This window comes from Pseudomonas sp. S35 (assembly GCF_009866765.1).
Taxonomy (GTDB): domain Bacteria; phylum Pseudomonadota; class Gammaproteobacteria; order Pseudomonadales; family Pseudomonadaceae; genus Aquipseudomonas.
Map to the genome: position 1 here is coordinate 3,693,002 of NZ_CP019431.1, position 19,821 is coordinate 3,712,822.

The 19,821-nt window shown below is 60.9% G+C and carries 14 protein-coding genes; 11 read left to right on the forward strand and 3 right to left on the reverse strand.

The genetic code is table 11. The annotated features are described in order from the left end of the window. Positions 1-92 precede the first annotated feature (92 nt). The 3 genes from dnaQ to PspS35_RS16295 are packed head-to-tail and all read right to left on the reverse strand — an operon-like array spanning position 93 to position 2,134. Positions 93-833 (reverse strand): DNA polymerase III subunit epsilon, encoded by a 741-nt coding sequence (gene dnaQ, locus PspS35_RS16285; protein WP_174244874.1) that lies wholly within the window; start codon positions 831-833, stop codon positions 93-95. A gap of 58 nt (positions 834-891) precedes the next feature. Next, positions 892-1,344 (reverse strand): ribonuclease HI, encoded by a 453-nt coding sequence (gene rnhA, locus PspS35_RS16290; protein WP_159935765.1) that lies wholly within the window; start codon positions 1,342-1,344, stop codon positions 892-894. A gap of 31 nt (positions 1,345-1,375) precedes the next feature. Next, on the reverse strand, positions 1,376-2,134 hold the full coding sequence (locus PspS35_RS16295) for a methyltransferase domain-containing protein (RefSeq protein WP_159935766.1): 759 nt from the start codon (positions 2,132-2,134) through the stop codon (positions 1,376-1,378). 65 nt (positions 2,135-2,199) lie between these two features. Between PspS35_RS16295 and gloB the strand changes: the two genes are divergently transcribed. From gloB to PspS35_RS16350, 11 genes are all read left to right on the forward strand, one after another. After that, complete coding sequence (gene gloB, locus PspS35_RS16300; protein ID WP_159935767.1) at positions 2,200-2,967, forward strand: hydroxyacylglutathione hydrolase; 768 nt, start codon at positions 2,200-2,202, stop codon at positions 2,965-2,967. A gap of 98 nt (positions 2,968-3,065) precedes the next feature. After that, on the forward strand, positions 3,066-4,472 hold the full coding sequence (locus PspS35_RS16305) for a lytic transglycosylase domain-containing protein (protein WP_159935768.1): 1,407 nt from the start codon (positions 3,066-3,068) through the stop codon (positions 4,470-4,472). Between the two features lie 212 nt (positions 4,473-4,684). Further along, a complete protein-coding gene (locus PspS35_RS16310; RefSeq protein WP_159935769.1) occupies positions 4,685-6,514 on the forward strand; it encodes an extracellular solute-binding protein in 1,830 nt (609 codons plus the stop codon). Further along, positions 6,511-8,349 (forward strand): extracellular solute-binding protein, encoded by a 1,839-nt coding sequence (locus PspS35_RS16315; protein ID WP_159935770.1) that lies wholly within the window; start codon positions 6,511-6,513, stop codon positions 8,347-8,349. The genes PspS35_RS16310 and PspS35_RS16315 overlap by 4 nt, the downstream gene beginning before the upstream one ends. Next, positions 8,350-9,423: a microcin C ABC transporter permease YejB gene (locus PspS35_RS16320; protein ID WP_159935771.1), complete on the forward strand. Its 1,074-nt coding sequence runs from the start codon at positions 8,350-8,352 to the stop codon at positions 9,421-9,423. It begins immediately after the preceding gene. A 1-nt stretch (position 9,424) separates the two neighbouring features. Beyond that, entirely contained in the window at positions 9,425-10,444 is a 1,020-nt protein-coding gene (locus PspS35_RS16325) for an ABC transporter permease (protein WP_159935772.1), read from the forward strand. 1 nt (position 10,445) lies between these two features. Next, a complete protein-coding gene (locus PspS35_RS16330; RefSeq protein WP_159935773.1) occupies positions 10,446-12,047 on the forward strand; it encodes an ABC transporter ATP-binding protein in 1,602 nt (533 codons plus the stop codon). 130 nt (positions 12,048-12,177) lie between these two features. Further along, the gene (locus tag PspS35_RS16335) at positions 12,178-12,699 is read left to right on the forward strand and encodes a sigma-70 family RNA polymerase sigma factor (RefSeq protein WP_159935774.1); all 522 of its coding nucleotides are present in this window, start codon (positions 12,178-12,180) and stop codon (positions 12,697-12,699) included. Continuing rightward, the gene (locus PspS35_RS16340; protein ID WP_159935775.1) at positions 12,696-13,646 is read left to right on the forward strand and encodes a FecR domain-containing protein; all 951 of its coding nucleotides are present in this window, start codon (positions 12,696-12,698) and stop codon (positions 13,644-13,646) included. Before PspS35_RS16335 ends, PspS35_RS16340 begins: the two co-directional genes overlap by 4 nt. A 98-nt stretch (positions 13,647-13,744) precedes the next feature. Continuing rightward, the gene (locus tag PspS35_RS16345; protein WP_159935776.1) at positions 13,745-16,207 is read left to right on the forward strand and encodes a TonB-dependent receptor; all 2,463 of its coding nucleotides are present in this window, start codon (positions 13,745-13,747) and stop codon (positions 16,205-16,207) included. Between the two features lie 122 nt (positions 16,208-16,329). Beyond that, positions 16,330-19,815, forward strand: a complete 3,486-nt coding sequence (locus PspS35_RS16350) for a hypothetical protein (RefSeq protein ID WP_159935777.1) — start codon at positions 16,330-16,332, stop codon at positions 19,813-19,815. Positions 19,816-19,821 lie beyond the last annotated feature (6 nt).

Sequence of the window (19,821 nt, forward strand, 5' to 3'; positions counted from 1 at the left end):
GCGATGACGCGAATGAAGATTTCGACGGCTATGGAGATCCATTATGGAAGGGGGGCAAGCCCTCTCACACAATGGATCGTATCCACGCAGGACTATTGTTGCGTTAGTTGGGTCCATAACGCGGGTGCACCGGCCGACTTGGCAATTGCCTCCAAGCGCTCCGCATGCTCGACCATGTCCTGCTCGCTGGCGCGGATAATGGCAGTAGGCTTGCGATCGGCTGGCAGGCGACGGATTTCCGAAGGGCGATTACCCGAGCCTTCCGCCGAGCCGCTGCCGTCGGACGCGTTACCCGCCAACGAAAGGCTGGTCTGCCCACCGGTCATGGTCAGGTAAACGTCGGCAAGAATCTCGGAGTCGAGCAAGGCGCCGTGGAGTTCACGGCCGGAGTTGTCGACGCCGTACCGCTTGCACAACGCATCGAGGCTGTTGCGCTGGCCCGGGTGGCGCTCACGGGCCATCATCAAGGTATCGAGGATCGAGCAGTGCTGGGAAATATCCGCGCGATCGGTCTGCCCCATCAAGGCAAATTCGTTATTGATGAAGCCGACGTCGAACGCCGCGTTATGGATGATCAGCTGGGCGCCGTTGATGAATTCGAAGAACTCATCGGCCACTTCGGCGAAGCGCGGCTTGCCCTTGAGGAATTCGTCAGTGATACCGTGGACGCCGATGGCGCCTTCGTCACTGTCGCGGTCCGGTTGCAGGTAGACGTGGAAGTGACGCCCGGTGAGGCGCCGACCCATGAGTTCGACACAGCCGATTTCAATGATCCGGTGGCCGTCAGTCACCGGCATGCCGGTGGTTTCGGTATCGAGTACAACAGATCGGATGGCCATCAGGGTTCAGCTCTCAGCGGTGGTGTGTTTCAAAGGGCGCGATGTTAACACGTCAGCTCTGCTTGTAGCCTCGCACCTCGTCCACACCCCGGTTGGCGAGCTGGTCGGCGCGCTCGTTGCCAGGGTGGCCGATGTGACCGCGCACCCACTTCCAGGTGATGTCATGGCGATTGCATTGCTCATCGAGCAACTGCCACAAGTCAGCATTCTTGACCGGCTCCTTGGCTGCCGTTTTCCAACCGCGCTTCTTCCAGTTGACCATCCACTCGTTGATGCCCTTCATCACGTATTGCGAGTCGGTCACCAGCAGCACGTTGCAGCGGCGCTTGAGCTCTTCAAGGCCGCGAATCGCGCCCATCAGCTCCATACGGTTGTTGGTGGTGTTGGCTTCGCCGCCCCACAGTTCCTTCTCGATGCCCTTGCACACCAGTAAGGCGCCCCAGCCGCCGGGGCCCGGATTGCCCTTGCAGGCGCCGTCGGTGAAGAGTTCTACGCTGTCAGTCATCGGTTACTCGGTCTTAAATCAAAAAAGGGTTTTACGTTTCACTTTGCTTACGGTTGACCTTGGCCATCGGCATCGGCACCAGCTTACCCATTGGCTGCCGTGCGACCTGGCGCACAGGCCGCAGCCCGACCACGATCTTGCGCGCGACCAATAGATAGAAGCCACCGCCCGACAGTTGCCAGGCTCCCGCCCGGCGTTCCCAGCCGCTGAGACGCGCCTGCCACTTGGTCGAGGCAAGCGGCGGACGATAGCACCCGAAGCGGCGTTTCTCCAGCGCGAAGCCCAGCAGGTTGAGCCAGTCCGCCACCCGCGACGGCGCGATACAGCGCGCCTGGCGCAGGCCGTCATGGGCGAACACGTGGCGCAGCCCCCAACTGCTCCAAGGGTTGATGCCGATAATCAGCAAATGGCCACCGGGGCGTACGCTGCTCGCCGCTTCGCGCAACAAACCGTGGGGTGACAGGCAAAAATCCAGGCCATGCTGCAACACCACCACATCGGCGGCGTGCTCGCTCAAGGGCCAGGCCTGCTCCTCGCAGACGATCTCGACGCCCGGCAACGGCGCTCCCAGGCGCACATTGCGTTGAACCTGGGGCGCAGACGGCGGCGTCTGCGCTGAGGGACCGTAATGCACCAGGTAGCCACCAAAGAAGCGACCCAACTCGTCTTCGAGCATGCGCCGTTCTTCATCCAGTAGAAATTGCCCGATTGGCCCGGACAGCCATTCACGGGCCGCGCTGATCAGGGCCAGCCACTCAGGATCGGCCTGGGCGAACGCTTTATCAGTCATTGCATTCTCCAACTCGCCAAGACGTTCTAAGATGCACCAATGTGTTCAGCTTGGCGAATCGAAGAATGATACAGATCAGTGCCCTGCCCGCCTTCACCGACAACTACATTTGGCTGTTGCAAGATCCACACACCCAACACTGCGCGGTGGTCGATCCCGGCGATGCCGCACCGGTGCTGGCCTGGCTCACGCAAAACCCGGCGTGGACCCTGAGTGACATCCTGATCACCCACCATCACCACGATCATGTCGGCGGCGTCGAACAACTCAAGCGTGAGACCGACGCCAAGGTCTACGGCCCGGCCACCGAGCAGATCCCGGCGCGGGACGTCGCCCTGCAGGATAACGACCGCATCAGCGTGCTGGGTTTGGACTTCGACGTCTATACCGTGCCCGGCCACACCTTGGGCCACATAGCCTTCTATCACCAGGGCGTGTTGTTCTGTGGCGACACCCTGTTCGCCGCCGGTTGCGGTCGCCTGTTCGAAGGCACGCCGGAGCAGATGCACACCTCCCTTGAGCGCCTGGCCGCCCTGCCCGCCGAGACGTTGGTGTACTGCACCCACGAATACACACAAAGTAACCTCAAGTTTGCCCAAGCGGTGGAACCCGACAACGCCGATATCGCCGAACGGGTGGAAAACGTCCGCCAACTGCGGGCCAATGGCGAGATGACACTGCCCTCCAACCTGGCCCTGGAAAAACTTACTAACCCTTTCCTGCGCACCTCTGAAACATCCGTTAAACAAAAAGCGGACGAACGGAATGGCCGCGACAACCGCTCTGGGGCCGAGGTGTTTGCTAGCTTGAGGGCGTGGAAAGATAAGTTCTAAGTCGACGTAATCTGATACGCAATTTCTGAATGGTTGACCGGAACCAAAGTGCTTTCTAGAATCGCCCGACATTTTTGCCCGGAACTTACTTCCAGCCAATGTCGTCATCTATTCGTAAATCCAACCATTCAGACGCATTGACCCGCCTGGCTCAAGCTGTGGCGGTGGCTGTGTCCGCTACTCTGGCGGGCTGCCAATCGACAAATTTCGCTGCACAATCCACCGTGCAACCCAAACCGAATCTTGCTGCCAAGATCAAGCAAAAGCCCCTTTGGCTGTCCGAGAAACCTAGCCCCGAAGTACCCCAGGATGTCTGGGAGCGTATGCGTCGAGGCTTTCAATTGCAGGACAACGTCGGCGTCAACCCGCGCATCGAGCAACAGCGCCTGTGGTTCGCCAGCAACCCGTCCTTTCTGGAGAACGCCGGTGAACGCGGCAGTCTCTACATTCATTACATCGTAGAACGCCTTGAAGAGCGCAACATGCCCTTGGAGCTGGCGCTGCTGCCAGTGATCGAAAGTGCCTATAACCCAATGGCCTATTCACGCAGCGATGCGGTCGGTCTGTGGCAGTTCATCCCCTCCACCGGGCGCTACTTCAACCTGCGCCAGACCCGCGCCTACGACGGCCGCCGCGACATCACCGCCTCCACTACCGCTGCACTGGACTACCTGACCCGTCTGCACGATATGTTCAACGGCGACTGGCTGCTGGCGCTGGCTGCCTACAACGCCGGTGAAGGCACCGTGAGCCGGGCCATCGAGCGTAACGAAAAGCTTGGCCTGCCCACCGATTACTGGAACCTGCCCCTGCCCCAGGAAACCAAGGACTACGTGCCCAAGTTCCTGGCGCTGTCCCAGGTGGTGCTGGCCCCCGAGGCCTATGGCGTCAACCTGAACCCGATTGCCAATACGCCTTACTTCGAAGTGGTTGAAGTCAAGCAAAGCATGGACCTGTCACGGGTGGCTGCGCTGGCAGAAATCGACGAAGACGAACTGTTCCAGCTCAACCCGGCCCTGAAACAACGCACCACCCTGGACGGCCCCCAGCATCTGCTGGTACCGAGTTCCAAGGCGCAATTGCTCACCAGCACTCTTTCGACGATGAAGCCGGAAGAATTGCTGGCAATGCGCCCGAAGAAACAGGTGTTCGACGAAGTCGAGACCGCACGGGTGGCCGGCCGCACTCGCAGCTACAAAGTGCGCAGCGGTGACAACCTCACGCTGATCGCCAAGGCCAACAAGGTCGATGTGCATGACCTGCAGCGCTGGAACCAGCTCAATGGCCGGGCGCTCAAGGTCGGCCAGACCCTGGTCATGCAGGACACCCGCCGCGCTGTGGCCAGCAGCAAGAAACCCGTGCAGTACAAGGTCAAGAAAGGCGACTCGCTGTACATCGTCGCCAAGCGATTCAACGTCGAGATGCAACATCTCAAGCGTTGGAACCCACGCACTGGCCAGGCACTCAAGCCTGGGCAGATGCTGGTAGTGTCGGGGCCACGCTGATAACTCGGGAACACCGCAGATCTAATTGTGGGAGGGGGCTTGCCCCCGATAGCGATGTATCAGCCAGTAAATCTGCTAGCTGACAGCCTGCTATCGGGGGCAAGCCCCCTCCCACATTGAATATCCAGTGTCTCGGACTGGCTTTTTCCAACCGGAACAAGCTGTTACTGTACCGACCATAAAGCCCAAGCCGCCTGGATCGGATCTCTGACTTGAAGCGTCCCCTCCTTCTATTAATAAGTCTGGCCTTGAGCTTTGCTGCGAACGCGACGATTACCGAGAGCCACGGTTATACGCAGTTCGGCTTGCTCAAGTACCCGGCCAAATTCACCCACTTCGATTGGGTAAACCCCGCAGCGCCGAAAGGCGGTACCTTGCGGGTCATGGCATTTGGCACCTTCGATACGCTCAACCCCTATACCTTCAAGGGCTCCAGCCCGGTTTCAACGCCAAATTTCCTGCAATACGGCGTCAATGAGCTCAATGAGCCGTTGATGGTCGGCACCGGCCAGTACGCGCCATCAGGCGATGAGCCCACTTCAAGCTATGGGTTGATTGCCCAATCGGTGGAATACAGCGAGGACCGCAGCTGGGTGGTGTTCAACCTGCGCCCCGAAGCACGCTTCCATGATGGCAAGCCGATCACCGCCGATGACGTGGCATTTTCCTACCGCACCCTACTGACCGAAGGCCACCCGCAGTACCGCACCAACCTGCAGGAAGTGGCGCGGGTGGACATCCTCAACCGTCATCGCATCCGCTTTGTGTTCAAGCGTGCCGGCAACCCGTTGCTGATCCTGCGCTTGGGTGAGTTGCCGGTATTGCCCAAGCACTACTGGAAAAACCGCGACTTCAAGGCCACCACCTTCGAACCGCCGCTGGGCAGCGGGCCGTACCGCATCAGCAAGGTCACGCCTGGGCGCCAGTTGGTGTTCGAACGGGTCAAGGATTACTGGGGCAAAGACCTGCCGGTCAACCAGGGCTTCTATAACTATGACAAGGTCGAAGTGGAATTCTACCGCGACAGCGACGTAGCCTTCGAAGCCTTCAAGGCCGGCGAGTTCGACATCTATATAGAGCACCAGGCCAAAAACTGGGCCAATGGCTACAACTTCCCAGCGGTGAACCGTGGTGAGGTGATCAAGGCGCAGATCGCCCACCAGATCCCGACCCAGAGCCAGGGTTTGTTCATGAACACGCGGCGGCCGGGCTTCAGCCAGACCAAGGTACGCGAGGCCCTGGGGCTGATGTTCGACTTCGAGTGGACCAACCGCACCCTGTTCAGCAACGCCTACAAACGCACCTTGAGCTACTACCCCAACAGCGAGTTCGCGGCCAGCGGCGTACCGTTGGGCCACGAATGGCTGATGCTCTCGCCGTACCGCGAGCAGCTACCGGCCAACCTGTTTACCCAAGCCTTCAGCCTGCCCCAGACCGACGGGCGCGGCATCCCCCGCGAGAACATGCGTCGCGCCCTGGCCCTGCTTGGCGAGGCTGGCTGGAAACTCTCGGGCCAGCGCTTGCTCAACAAGGACGGCCAGCCGCTGCGCTTCGAGATATTACTGGTCAACCCGAACCTGGAGCGCATCCTGCAGCCCTATGTCGAGAACCTGATCAGCATCGGCATCGACGCGCGCCTGCGTACCGTCGACCGCGCCCAGTACAAGCAACGCCTGGATCAGTTCGACTTCGACATGATCCTGATCACCCTCAACCAGACCTTGAGCCCCGGCCTTGAACAGTGGCAGTACTTCCACTCCAGCCAGGCGGCCATCAAGGGCAGCAAAAACTACGCAGGTATCGCCAACCCGATCGTCGATCACTTGCTGGAACAATTGCTCGCGGCACGCACACGCGAAGAACAACTGGCTGCCGGCCGCGCACTGGACCGGGTGCTGCTGTGGCAGCACTACAGCATTCCCAACTGGTACCTCAACTATCATCGCCTGGCGTACCGTAACCGGTTCGCCTTTGTCGCCACGCCGCCCTACACCCTGGGCCTGAGCGCGTGGTGGCTGAAAGCGTCGGAGAAAGCCCAATGATGTATTTGCGTACTTCACTGTTTGCCGGCCTGTTGTTGTGCTGTGCGGCCCATGCGGCGCCGCAACACGCGCTGACCCTGTACAACGAGCCGCCAAAATACCCGGCCAATTTCAAGCACACCGACTACGTCAACCCGGATGCGCCCAAGGGCGGGACATTCCGTGAGTCGAGCCTGGCCGGCTTTGACAGTTTCAACCCGTTTATCAGCAAAGGCGTCCCGGCCGACAATATCGGTTTGATCTACGACACCCTGGCTACCCAGAGCCTCGACGAACCCTTCACCGAGTACGGCCTGGTCGCCGGCAAGATCGAAAAAGCCCCGGACAACAGCTGGGTACGCTTTTACCTGCGCCCCGAGGCGCGCTTCCACGACGGCCACCCCATGCGTGCCGACGACGTGGTGTTCAGTTTCCAGACCCTGATCAAGGACGGCACCCCGCTCTACCGCACCTACTACGCCGATGTCGACGAGGTCATCGCCGAAGACCCGCTGCGGGTGCTGTTCAAGTTCAAGCGCACCAACAATCGCGAGCTGCCACTGATCCTCGGCCAGCTGCCGGTACTGCCTAAACACTGGTGGGCAACCCGCGACTTCAATAAAGGCAACCTGGAGATTCCCCTGGGCAGCGGCCCCTACCGGGTGGCCGAGGTCAAGGCCGGGCGGTCGGTGAGCTATGAGCGGGTGAAGGACTACTGGGGCAAGGACCTGCCCATCAACAAAGGGCTGTACAACTTCGACCGGCGCGTCACCGATTACTACCGTGACGCCACCGTTGCGCTTGAAGCCCTCAAGGCCGGGCAGTTCGACTATTGGGCAGAGTTCAGCGCAAAGAACTGGGCGAATGCCTATAACGTGCCCGCCGTCACGCAAGGCCGCTTGATCAAGGAAGAAATTCCCAACGGCAACCCCACCGGCATGCAGGGTTTTGTGTTCAATACGCGCAAGCCGATGTTCCAGGATGTGCGCGTGCGCAAGGCGATCAGCTTGCTACTGGACTTCGAATGGAGCAATAAGCAGCTGTTCAACGGCGCCTACACCCGCACCCGCAGCTACTTCGAAAACTCGGACATGGCAGCCACCGGTTTGCCCGGCCCCGACGAGCTGAAAATTCTTGAGCCGCTGCGCGATAAGATCCCGCCTCAGGTATTCACCGAAGCGTTCGCGCCGGCCAAAACCGACGGCAGCGGCATGATCCGCGCCCAACAGCGCGAGGCGTACCAACTGTTGCAGGAAGCGGGCTGGAAGATCGTCGATGACAAAATGGTCGACGCCACCGGCAAACCCGTGACCATCGAATTCCTGCTCGCCCAGACGGAATTCGAGCGCATTCTGCTGCCCTTCAAGCGCAACCTGGCGGACCTGGGCATTGACCTGGTGATTCGCCGGGTGGACGTATCCCAGTTCGTCACCCGCCTACGTTCGCGGGACTTCGACATGCTGGTAGGCAGCTTCCCGCAATCCTCCTCGCCCGGTAACGAGCAGCGCGAATTCTGGAAATCCACCAGCGCCGACAAACCCGGTAGCCGCAACTACATGGGCCTGAAGGATCCAGCCGTGGATGAATTGGTGGAACAACTGATCGATTCCGACACCCGCGCCAGCCTGATCGCACACGCCAAATCCCTGGATCGCGTGCTGCAATTTGGCTACTACGTGATCCCCAACTGGCACATCAAAACCTTCCGCGTGGCCTACTGGAACAACCTCGGCCATCCAAAGGTGTCACCGCTGTACGACGTCGGCATATCCACCTGGTGGAGCAAACCCAACGTGCCACCCATCGTGGCGCCAGAACCCCAAGCGAGCGCCGATGCGGCGAGCGGAGGCGATTGAATGCTGGCCTATATCGTTCGTCGCCTGTTGCTGATCATCCCCACCCTGTTCGGGATCCTGCTGATCAACTTCGTCATCATCCAGGCCGCCCCCGGTGGCCCCGTGGAACAGATGATCGCCAAGCTCGAAGGCTTTGACGGCGCCACCAGCCGCATTGCCGGTGGCGGCGCCGAAGTAGCCGTGGCGGGTTCCAGCTACCGTGGCGCCCAAGGCCTGGACCCGGCGCTGATCAAGGAAATCGAGAAGATGTACGGCTTCGACAAGTCGGCGCCGGAACGCTTGTGGATCATGGTCAAGAACTACGCCCAGTTGGACTTTGGCGACAGCTTCTTTCGCGATGCGAAGGTCATCGACCTGATCAAGGAAAAGATGCCGGTGTCCATCTCGCTCGGGTTATGGAGCACGCTGATCATGTACCTGGTGTCGATCCCCCTGGGGATCGCCAAGGCCACGCGGCACGGTAGCCATTTCGACGTGTGGACCAGTTCGGCGATCATCGTCGGCTACGCGATCCCGGCCTTCCTGTTCGCCATCCTGTTGATCGTGGTGTTCGCCGGCGGCAGTTACTTTGACTGGTTCCCGTTGCGCGGGCTCACGTCCAACAACTTCGACGAACTGAGCTGGGGCGGCAAGATCCTCGACTACTTCTGGCACCTGGCCTTGCCTATCACAGCGCTGGTGATCGGCAATTTCGCGACCATGACGCTGCTGACCAAAAACAGCTTTCTCGACGAGATCAACAAGCAATACGTGGTCACCGCCAAGGCCAAGGGCCTGACCAACCACCGCGTGCTCTACGGCCATGTGTTCCGTAACGCGATGCTGCTGGTGATCGCCGGTTTCCCCTCGGCCTTTATCGGCATCTTCTTCACCGGCTCACTGCTGGTGGAAGTGATCTTCTCCCTCGACGGCCTGGGGCTGATGAGCTTTGAAGCGGCGATCAACCGTGACTACCCGGTCGTGTTTGGCACGCTGTTTATCTTCACCCTGCTGGGGCTGGTCGTGAAACTGATCGGCGACCTCACCTACACCCTGGTCGATCCGCGTATCGACTTCGCCAGCCGGGAGCATTGAGATGAACCTATCCCCCCTCAATCGCCGCCGGTTCGAACGGTTCAAAGCCAACAAGCGCGGCTGGTGGTCGCTGTGGCTGTTCCTGATCCTGTTCGGGCTGAGCCTGGGCGCGGAGCTGATCGCCAACGACAAACCGCTGGCCGTGCATTACGACGGCGACTGGTACTTCCCGGCGCTCAAGCGCTACCCGGAGACTACCTTCGGCGGCGAGTTCCCGCTGGAGGCCAACTACAAGAGCCCGTACATCCAGGAACTGCTCAAGGCCAAGGACGCCTGGACCTTATGGGCGCCGATCCCGTTCAGCTACCAGAGCATCAACTACGACCTCAAAGTACCGGCCCCCGCGCCACCGTCGTCAGCAAACCTGCTGGGCACCGATGACCAGGGCCGCGATGTACTGGCGCGGGTGATCTACGGCTTCCGGGTGTCGGTGCTGTTTGCCCTGACCCTGACCATCCTCAGCTCGATCATCGGCGTGATCGCCGGCGCCTTGCAGGGGTTTTATGGCGGCTGGGTCGACCTGGCCGGGCAGCGTTTCCTGGAGATCTGGTCCGGGCTGCCGGTGCTGTACCTGCTGATCATCCTCGCCAGTTTCGTGCAGCCCGACTTCTGGTGGCTGCTGGGGATCATGTTGCTGTTCTCCTGGATGAGCCTGGTAGACGTGGTGCGCGCCGAGTTCCTGCGCGGGCGCAACCTCGAATACGTGCGCGCCGCCAGGGCGCTGGGCATGCAGAACGGCGCGATCATGTTCCGCCATATCCTGCCCAACGCGATGGTCTCGACCATGACGTTCATGCCGTTCATCCTCACCGGCGCCATCGGCACCCTCACCGCCCTGGACTTCCTTGGCTTTGGCTTGCCGGCCGGCTCGCCGTCCCTGGGCGAACTGGTAGCCCAGGGCAAATCCAACCTGCAAGCGCCGTGGCTGGGCATGAGCGCGTTTGCCGTGCTGGCAATCATGTTGAGTTTGCTGGTGTTCATCGGCGAGTCCGCTCGCGATGCCTTCGACCCGAGGAAATGAGATGAATCAGGACAATCTGATCGAAATCCGCGACCTCAGCGTCGAGTTCGTGACCGGCGAGCATCACCACCGTGTGGTCAACAACGTCAGCTTCGACATCAAGCGTGGCGAAACCATTGCGCTGGTCGGCGAAAGCGGTTCCGGTAAATCAGTGACCGCCCACTCGATCCTGCGCCTGCTGCCCTACCCGCTGGCGCGACACCCGAGCGGCACCATCGCGTATGCCGGGCAAGACCTGCTGACCCTCAAGGAAAAGACCCTGCGGCATATTCGCGGCAACCGGATCGCGATGATCTTCCAGGAGCCGATGACCTCGCTGAACCCGCTGCACTCGATCGAGAAGCAGATCAACGAAGTGCTCGGCCTCCACAAGGGGCTGACCGGCAAGGTCGCGACCCAGCGCACCCTGGAATTGCTCGAGCTGGTCGGCATCCCGGAACCGCATAAACGCCTCAAGGCCCTGCCCCACGAACTGTCCGGCGGCCAACGCCAGCGAGTAATGATCGCCATGGCATTGGCCAACGAGCCAGAGCTGTTGATCGCCGACGAGCCGACCACGGCCCTCGACGTCACCGTGCAATTGAAGATCCTCGAATTGCTCAAGGAGCTGCAGGCACGGCTGGGTATGGCACTGCTGCTGATCAGCCATGACTTGAACCTGGTGCGGCGCATTGCCCATCGTGTGTGTGTGATGCAGAAGGGTTGCATCGTCGAGCAGGCCGAGTGCGAGACGCTGTTCCAGTCGCCGCAACACCCCTACACCCAGGAACTGCTGGCGGCCGAACCCAGCGGTGGGCCGGCCAACAACGTGGTCGGGCCGCCGTTGCTGGAAGTCGATGACCTGAAAGTCTGGTTCCCGATCAAGAAAGGCTTTTTGCGCAACACCGTCGATTACGTCAAGGCAGTGGACGGCATCAACTTCAGCCTGCCCCAAGGGCAGACCCTGGGCATCGTCGGCGAAAGCGGCTCGGGCAAATCCACCCTCGGCCTGGCGATTCTGCGCTTGATCGGCAGCAAGGGCGGCATCCGCTTCGAAGGCCAACAGCTTGACCGCCTGACCCAGCAACAGGTGCGCCCGCTGCGCCGGGAAATGCAGGTGGTGTTCCAGGACCCGTTCGGCAGCCTCAGCCCGCGCATGTGCGTGAGTGAGATCGTCGGCGAAGGTTTGCGCATTCACAAGATGGGCACAGCGGCCGAGCAGGAAGCGGCGATTATCGCCGCGCTCAAGGAAGTGGGCCTGGACCCCGACTCCCGGCATCGCTACCCCCACGAATTCTCCGGCGGCCAGCGCCAACGCATCGCCATCGCCCGGGCGCTGGTGCTCAAGCCGCGCTTGATTCTGCTCGACGAACCCACTTCGGCCCTGGACCGCACAGTGCAACGCCAGGTGGTGGAATTGCTGCGCAGCTTGCAGGCCAAGTACAACCTGACCTACCTGTTTATCAGCCATGACCTGGCGGTGGTGAAAGCGTTGAGTCACCAACTGATGGTGGTCAAGCATGGGCAGGTAGTGGAACAAGGCGATGCGCGGGCGATATTTGCCGATCCGCAGCATGCGTATACCCGGCAGTTACTTGAAGCGGCGTTCCTCGTACCGGCCTGAATGCACGCAGACCAAATGTGGATTGGGGGCCTACACATGCGCCAATAGCAAACCAATATCATTTGCGCACACTTCTATCCTTTGCTTTAATCGCGACCAATTCTTATTTACGTCGCTTTTTTGGCGCTGGATGGACAGTGTGTCGACCTCCTTCACCCACCTCTACGGCACCCACCACGGCTGGCTGCTCGGCCTGTTGCGCCGCCGCCTGAACGACCGCTGGGATGCCGCCGACCTGGCCCACGACACCTTCATCCGCCTGCTCAACCGCCCGCCGACCGAGACCGATCACGCGCGCCAACGCTCTTACCTGGCCACTATCGCCCGCGGTTTATGCATCGACCATTGGCGCCGCCGCCAACTGGAAAAGGCCTGGCTCGACAGCCTCGCGCTAATCCCGCACGCCACCCAGCCGTCGCCGGAACAACGGGCACTCATCGTCGAAACCCTCTACGAAGTGGACGCCATGCTCGCCCGCCTGCCGAGCAAGGTCCGCGAAGCGTTCCTGCTGGCCCAACTGCACGGCCTGCCCTACAAGGCGATTGGCGAGCAACTGCGCGTGGGCGAACGCATGGTCAAGAAATACATGGCCCAGGCCCTGCTGCATTGCGCAATCCTCGAAGCCGAACTCGATGGGATGCTGGTGCAATGAACGCCGCCGGCAAGCTCAGCCACGCCAGCCTGGAGCAGGCCGCGCACTGGTACGTGCGCCTGCAGGACCAAGGTGGCGCCCAAGAGCAACAACGCTGGCAGGCCTGGGTGGCGCAGAACCCCGAGCACTTGGCGGCCTGGCAGTATGTGGAGCGGGTCAGTCAGCGCTTCGCGCCGCTGATGGACCAAGCACCCGGCGCCAGCCGCGCCTTGCGCAGTTCGCGGCGCCAGACACTCAAGACATTGCTGGTGGTGTGTGCCGGCTCGACCCTGGCGTGGGGCACTTGGCGCAACACCGCCCTGCCCCGGCTGGTCGGCGGTTGGAGCGCCGACTACGCCACCGGCAGCGGCGAAACCCGCGACGTCGTGCTGGCGGACGGCAGTCATGTGTGGCTGAACGCCTTGAGCGCCCTGGATGTGCGCTTCGATCCCCTGCGACGCCTGTTGCACCTGCGTTTTGGCGAAGTGCTGATCGATACGGCCAAGGACGCCAGCCGCCCCTTTCTGGTGGACACCGAGCACGGCCGCCTACAGGCGCTGGGCACGCGCTTCAGTGTGGTGCAAAGCGACGACCACACCCTGCTCAACGTGTTTGAGGGCCGCGTGCAAGTGCACACCGCCAGCCAACAGGTGCGCATCATCGAGGCCGGCCAGCAAGTCGCGTTCAACCGCGAGGGCTTGAACCCAACCGCACCCGTTTCACCGGCACGCGAGGCCTGGAGCCGTGGCGTGCTGCTGGCCGACAATTTGCCCCTGGGCCAGTTGGTGGCTGAGCTCAACCGCTATCGCCCAGGCCACCTGGGCTGTGACCCAGCGGTGGCGCACTTGCCGGTGATGGGTTCATTCCCGTTGATGGACAGCGACCACGCCCTGCATCTGCTGCAAGCCGCGCTGCCGGTGCGGGTCGAGCGGCTGATGCCGTGGTGGGTCACAGTCGGCCCTCGGTAAGTTTTTTCACTCCGCCAGTTCCCTTTTTCAACACTCGTTCGGTTAACCCTGCAGACGCTTTCAATTCGCCGATCGATTTGATCCAAAGGGAAACATTCATGTCGCAACCTGCTCGCTTCGCGCTGCGCCCATTGGCGCTGGCCACTTCGCTGTTCTGCCTCGGTGTGTCGGTGGTGCATGCCGCCGAATCGCCTTCGACCCAGGAGACCACGCGCAGCTACCGCATCGCTGCAGGCTCATTGGTCAGTGTGCTGAACAGCTTTGCCGAGCAGTCGGGCATTTTCATCGCGGGCCACAACAGCCTCGCTGCAGGCAAAACCAGCCCCGGCCTCAATGGCAGCTACACCGCCGCCAGCGGCTTACAACGCGTGCTGCAAGGCAGCGGGTTGCAGGCCCAGCCCCAAGGCAACAATGGCTACGTGCTGGAGCTGATCCCAGCCAACACCGGTGCCCTTGAGCTGGGCGCCACCACCATTTCCGGCCAGGACCTGGGCGCCACCACCGAAGACACCCACTCCTACACCACCGGCTCCATGGCTTCGGCCACCGGCCTGCCGCTGTCGATGCGTGAAACCCCGCAATCGGTCACGGTAATCACCCGCCAGCAAATGGACGACCAGGGTTCCAACAGCATCGCCGACACCCTGCGCCGCGCCCCCGGTGTGAGTGTGCAGAACTACGACAGCGAACGCTGGGAGTTTTCCAGCCGTGGCCTGCCAATCACCAACTTCCAGTACGACGGCGTCAACTCCACCTACGACGGCGTGTACGACTACGGCACCACCAGCACCGACATGGCCGTGTACGACCACTTGGAAATCATCAAGGGCTCGGCCGGCCTGTTGAGCGGTTCGGGCGACCCCTCGGCCACGGTCAACCTGATCCGCAAGAAGCCCACCAAGGACTTCAAGGCCTCGGTCACCCAGACCTTCGGCTCTTGGGACAACTACCGCACCGAAGGCGATATCTCCGGCCCCCTGACCGAGTCCGGCAATGTGCGCGGGCGTTTTGTCGGTGTGTACCAGGATCGCCAGTCCTACCTGGACCATTACCAGAACACCAAGGACATCGCCTACGGCATTCTCGAAGCGGACCTGACGCCCGACACCCTGCTGACCGTCGGCATCGACCAGCAGAACACCCGCTCACGCGGCGCCAGTTGGACTGGTTTCCCGATGTACTTCAGCGACGGCTCACGTACCAATTTCTCACGCTCGTTCAACCCGGCCGCCGACTGGAGCCGCCGCGACTTCCAGAACCAGACGCTGTTTGCCTCGGTGCAACAGAAGCTGGCCAACGACTGGTCGCTCAAAGTCAGCCTCGACCGCAAGCGCAGCCAGCACGACACCCTGCTGGCCTCTGCCAGTGGCGGCAACCCGGACCCGGTCACCGGTGAGGGGATGTACATGTTCATGGGCAAGTACAAGGGCGATCAGGTGCAGAACACCCTGGACGTCAACCTCAGCGGGCCGTTCAGCCTGTTTGGCCGCGAGCACGAATTGATCATGGGCTTCATGGCCACCCGCTCTAAACAGGACGTGCCGGTGTACGGCTCGATCTACCCCGACGTGGGCGGCAGCATCTTCGACTGGCAGGGCGAATACGCCAAGCCAGACATCCCGCGCAGCGGCCAGAACGATATCGTGCAACGCCAGACCGGCGCCTACCTGGCCACTCGCCTGAAACCTACCGATGACCTGTCGGTGATCCTCGGCACCCGCGTGAGCAATTTCAGCGGCACCGACACCACCGATTTCTACGACCCCACACAGACCGACAATCGCACCACCTACCATCAGAGCGGCGTGGTCACGCCCTATGCGGGGATTGTCTACGACCTCAACGACACCTGGTCGGCGTACACCAGCTACACCCAGATCTACCAACCGCAAACCAGCAAGGACGCCGACCGCAAGCTGCTTGACCCGGTGGAAGGCCAAACCTACGAAGCCGGGCTCAAGGCGGCGTTCTACGACGGTCGCCTGAACGCCAGTTTCGCCGCGTTCCGCATCGAACAGGACAATGTCGCCGAGTACGTCTCGGGCTTCGAGACCGACTCGATCTACCGCCCCATCGCCGGCGCCACCACCAAAGGCTTTGAAGCCGAACTGTCCGGCGAAGTGCTGGACGGCTGGAACATCTCCGCTGGCTACACCTACCAGCACACCCGCAATGCCGATGACGGCTACGTGTACAGCTCCGTGCTGCAAACCACCACACCGCAGCAAGTGGTGCGCCTGTTCAGTTCCTATCGCCTGCCCGGCGCCCTGGAGAATGTCACCGTGGGCGGCGGGGTGAACTGGCAGAGCGAATTCTTCGGCAATGTGTTCCAGCCTGACCCGAACGACACGGTCAACTTCGGCCACGACTCGCGCATCACCCAGGACAGCTACTACCTGGTGGACCTGATGGCGCGCTATCGCTTCAACGAGCACCTGAGCACCACGCTCAACGTGAAGAACCTGTTCGACAAAAAGTACTACACGGGCCTGGGCAACTTCGGCACCGGCTTCTACGGCGAACCGCGCAGCCTGCAACTGGCGACCAAGTGGGACTTCTGATCCCTGGCGTTTCCCCCGCTGGCGTGGCTGACACAAGCCACGCCATTGCAGGAACCTCCTGCTACTGACCTATCGTCATCCAGGGTGATCATCCGGGCTTTCAACCACCCGGAACCGCCCTCATGGATGACCTCAATACCCTCGCGCTGGCATGGAACGATCCGCCCAGTGACATCGCCCTGCCAATCACCACAGCCCCTGGCAACACCTATTCGAGCGAAATCCAGACGTTACGCACAGAGGGTGACAGCGCCTTGATCGCGCTACTGATCAGCCGCCTTTCAACACTGCCGAACGAAGGGATGCCCGGCGCGGCAGAGCCCGTAGCGGTTCCCGCGCAGTCAATGCTGGGCCTTTGGAGCGAGGTCTTTCGCAAAGCCATCAACAGCACGCCCTTCATCGCCTGGGCCGAAGCCCAAAGAGTCGATTTAAAGACGCTGAAAGTCCACAACAGCGCACTCCACGTCATCGCGCACGGCGTACCGAAAGTGTTCACACTGGCCGATACGTCAGGCTGGTGGGCATTGGCCAACCCCATCATCTACATCAGCCAACTGGTCGACCCCATGACGCTCGGCATGCCGTATGCCCGCCACTTGGTAAGCAATGATGCAACGACACTGCCACTGGACCTGACCTTGGCGTTTCATGGCTACCCGATGCCTGCCAACCGCCTCACGGCGCTGGCTATCATCGAGGAGTTGCAAGCGCTGCAAGGATTTCCTGCGTTTGACGATAACGGCCGCAGCAAATCCATTATCCCGTCTGAACTGACTCAGCAACGGCGCGACTACCACCAGTTTGCGGATACCCTGGAACGCCTGATCAAAGATGAAAACCACTTTTTCACACTGGACATATACCGCACGCGCCTGCATCTGGAGTCCCATTCAAAGCTGGCGAGAACGCTGAAAGAGGCGGCCGCCCTGCTGCAAGCGATCATGGATGAAAACGACCTCAGCGGCACTCCGCAAGCGCCAACACGAGCTCACTTCGATGATGCGCGCAAGCTGATTTGTGTCATCGCCCAGGACGATGGGCGCGAGCAAACGACCTTTGCTCCAGCCTCGCCCGACACACGTTGGGAGCGATTGAACCTGCTGAGCGAACAGCTAGGCATACCCATTTACCCAGCTCATAGTGTCGGCCTTGTCGATGCGTTGCAGGCCTACGCCATCGAACGCCCGGTGGGGCGAGCGGACATCAAGACGCTGATCCAACACCTTCGCCAATGGGCAGTACCTGCCGAGCCCGCGGTGCTGCGCGCTGAGCGCTCACTCACCGAACTCGTTCGCTTTCGCCGCCACGTGGGCCTGCTCAATGATCGTCAGGCGATGCGCACCTCACTGTCAAAGGTGATCGAAGGCGGCAACCTGCAAGGACCCAATGGGCTTGACAGAATCATGCCTGCCGACCCGGACGCTATTCAGGCAGCGGTGAAGCTGGCCTATTCCCACCTACATAAGCTAACCGATGACCCTGCCTTCCAGGCCATCCGCACCCGTGAACGCATCGACCCTGCCAGTCATGTATTACTGAGCGCCTCGGGCAGTATTGGCGCACGAGGTCTGGATGGCACCTGGAAATCCCTGGCCGATGCAGTCGCAGAGCACGACCACCTGATGCTGCTCATGCCACCCCTCAAGAAGCTGGCGGCCAAAACGGGAGGTCAGCTACGCACAACCGATGCGGTAAGCCTCAGCCAAGCGTTACGGCTGTACCAGTTCCAGTTGCCCACGACACTGCCGGAGGCACACATCCTCCTGCAGCGCCTGCAAACCAATCTTGCGTTGCCTGCTGCCCAAGGCTGTTACTGGCGAGCCCTCACGCCCGCCAGTGCACAGTCTTCAGCGTGGTCGTTGTCCCTTGCCCAACGCCAGCTAATCGTGACGATCTGCGACACGTTCATGGAGGGCCATACCCTCACACTGTTCGGCTACATGAGCCAAGCCATACTGGTGGGTAAGTCCTTGACTGACGTACGCGCTGAAGCCGACAACCTGCTGATGCGCCTGCTCGCGTCCCCACCGGCCCAGCAACTGGGCGAACAGTTATCAAATACCCTGCATTGGCACGGCGCGCACGCCAGCGACTACTCGGGAAGTGGCAGCCGAAACGCACTGATATTGGCCGCGTTGCTCCTCAATCTTGACCCTCATTGCGACGTTTATCCCACCCGTATCCGTTATCTCGACTGGCAAGCCGACTACTACTGGGGCGAGTCAGTACCGTTCGTGTGCAGTCATATCGAAACCACGTTGGGAGGCTCCAGCGAACCGGTCGCGGCGCTGGCAACTCACTTGGTCCTGAGCAGAAAAGCCCCGCACCTGCTGGTACGCAGCATCCCTGACACAACACCCTACTTGGGCTCGCATACGTGGCTGCTGTTCCACCACTACGTCATGTACATGGAAAAAGTCCTGCCAGGGTCCTCCCGCCAAATGACCTACTCCCAGATCATGTTCCTGGCGTACCTGCCGCCCCATGGGCATTGGAAAACCTTTCTGGACAGCCCTCCAGCGACAGTGCCAATCCTGGATTGGGCCGTGGTCAACGGCATACTGGTACAACAAGGGCGCTACGGCCTCCCGGCGGTGAACAGAGCAATCGAAGCCCTCAACGCCCAACGCGCACGGTTGACCAGCGCCCTTGACGCATTCGCCGAGCCCATCGTGTCATTGCGCCAAACCGCAAGAGATGATCTGCGTAAGGTCTACCCCCAAAATACCTGGCTGCAAACACCGATTCTGATGTGGCTGCCGCACGACTCGCCCTTTTCCGAAGATGGACACTTCGAGGATGTCCATACCGGCCCTAAATACTCGTTTGTCGACCTGCACATGGCCGGAGAACTGAAAGTCGCCACATTGAACTGGCACTCCTCTCAGGCGGACGTCAAATATCGGGAGATGGCCAAACGCTTTCACCTACTGGAACCGATCAGCAGCTTATTTCTCACCGTCTTTGAGCAGAAACTCAAACAGCTGAAGGCCGCTTACCGGGAACTCATTTGCTATTGGCTGTCTCAACTCACGTTGCCTCATCGTGAAGCTCTGGAATATGGCCATGTACAGCTTTTCAGCTTGAGCCGTTCAAGCTCGCACGACGATGGTCCCGCCCGTGTGGGCCGATTTGGCGTGCTCGTGGGTGTCAGGTACGGCAGTGAGCGTCACCTCCATGAATGTTTCCCTCGCCAGTTGTTGATACGCCGTCGACACGACATTCATTACCAACAGGTCATGGCCGCCTTAGACAGCGGCACCCACCAGCCCTGGATGCGTTTCGACTGGGCGGCGTATGAGCATGGGCATTGGCCAGCGGCGCACTCATCGGTCCCCTCGCTCACCGACCTGGTGATCACGCTGCTTGGCAATCCGCTACCTGAAGCGGCTGAAATGCCGCCGCTGGACCACTTGGGGCGACGCGTCCCACGCACTCTAGACTCACCCCGCTCCCACGCGCTGGCGAACGCCATCATTGAGCACCAACTGGAAGACAGCCGGACATTGCGCGAAAAAGCCAAGCAGCCCATAACACTGTCGCAAGCCACAAATAACATCGACCCCTGGTCTGACTACCTTCGCAGCATGGCGTTGAAGTCCGCTTGAAGCTTG

Excerpts from the sequence above, each read along its gene's own strand:
- rnhA (WP_159935765.1), bottom strand. The coding sequence starts at position 1,344 with ATGACTGACAGCGTAGAACTCTTCACCGACGGCGCCTGCAAGGGCAAT.
- PspS35_RS16345 (WP_159935776.1), top strand. The coding sequence starts at position 13,745 with ATGTCGCAACCTGCTCGCTTCGCGCTGCGCCCATTGGCGCTGGCCACT.
- PspS35_RS16330 (WP_159935773.1), top strand. The coding sequence starts at position 10,446 with ATGAATCAGGACAATCTGATCGAAATCCGCGACCTCAGCGTCGAGTTC.
- PspS35_RS16305 (WP_159935768.1), top strand. The coding sequence starts at position 3,066 with ATGTCGTCATCTATTCGTAAATCCAACCATTCAGACGCATTGACCCGC.
- PspS35_RS16335 (WP_159935774.1), top strand. The coding sequence starts at position 12,178 with ATGGACAGTGTGTCGACCTCCTTCACCCACCTCTACGGCACCCACCAC.
- gloB (WP_159935767.1), top strand. The coding sequence starts at position 2,200 with ATGATACAGATCAGTGCCCTGCCCGCCTTCACCGACAACTACATTTGG.
- PspS35_RS16315 (WP_159935770.1), top strand. The coding sequence starts at position 6,511 with ATGATGTATTTGCGTACTTCACTGTTTGCCGGCCTGTTGTTGTGCTGT.
- PspS35_RS16350 (WP_159935777.1), top strand. The coding sequence starts at position 16,330 with ATGGATGACCTCAATACCCTCGCGCTGGCATGGAACGATCCGCCCAGT.
- PspS35_RS16295 (WP_159935766.1), bottom strand. The coding sequence starts at position 2,134 with ATGACTGATAAAGCGTTCGCCCAGGCCGATCCTGAGTGGCTGGCCCTG.
- PspS35_RS16320 (WP_159935771.1), top strand. The coding sequence starts at position 8,350 with ATGCTGGCCTATATCGTTCGTCGCCTGTTGCTGATCATCCCCACCCTG.
- PspS35_RS16340 (WP_159935775.1), top strand. The coding sequence starts at position 12,696 with ATGAACGCCGCCGGCAAGCTCAGCCACGCCAGCCTGGAGCAGGCCGCG.
- PspS35_RS16325 (WP_159935772.1), top strand. The coding sequence starts at position 9,425 with ATGAACCTATCCCCCCTCAATCGCCGCCGGTTCGAACGGTTCAAAGCC.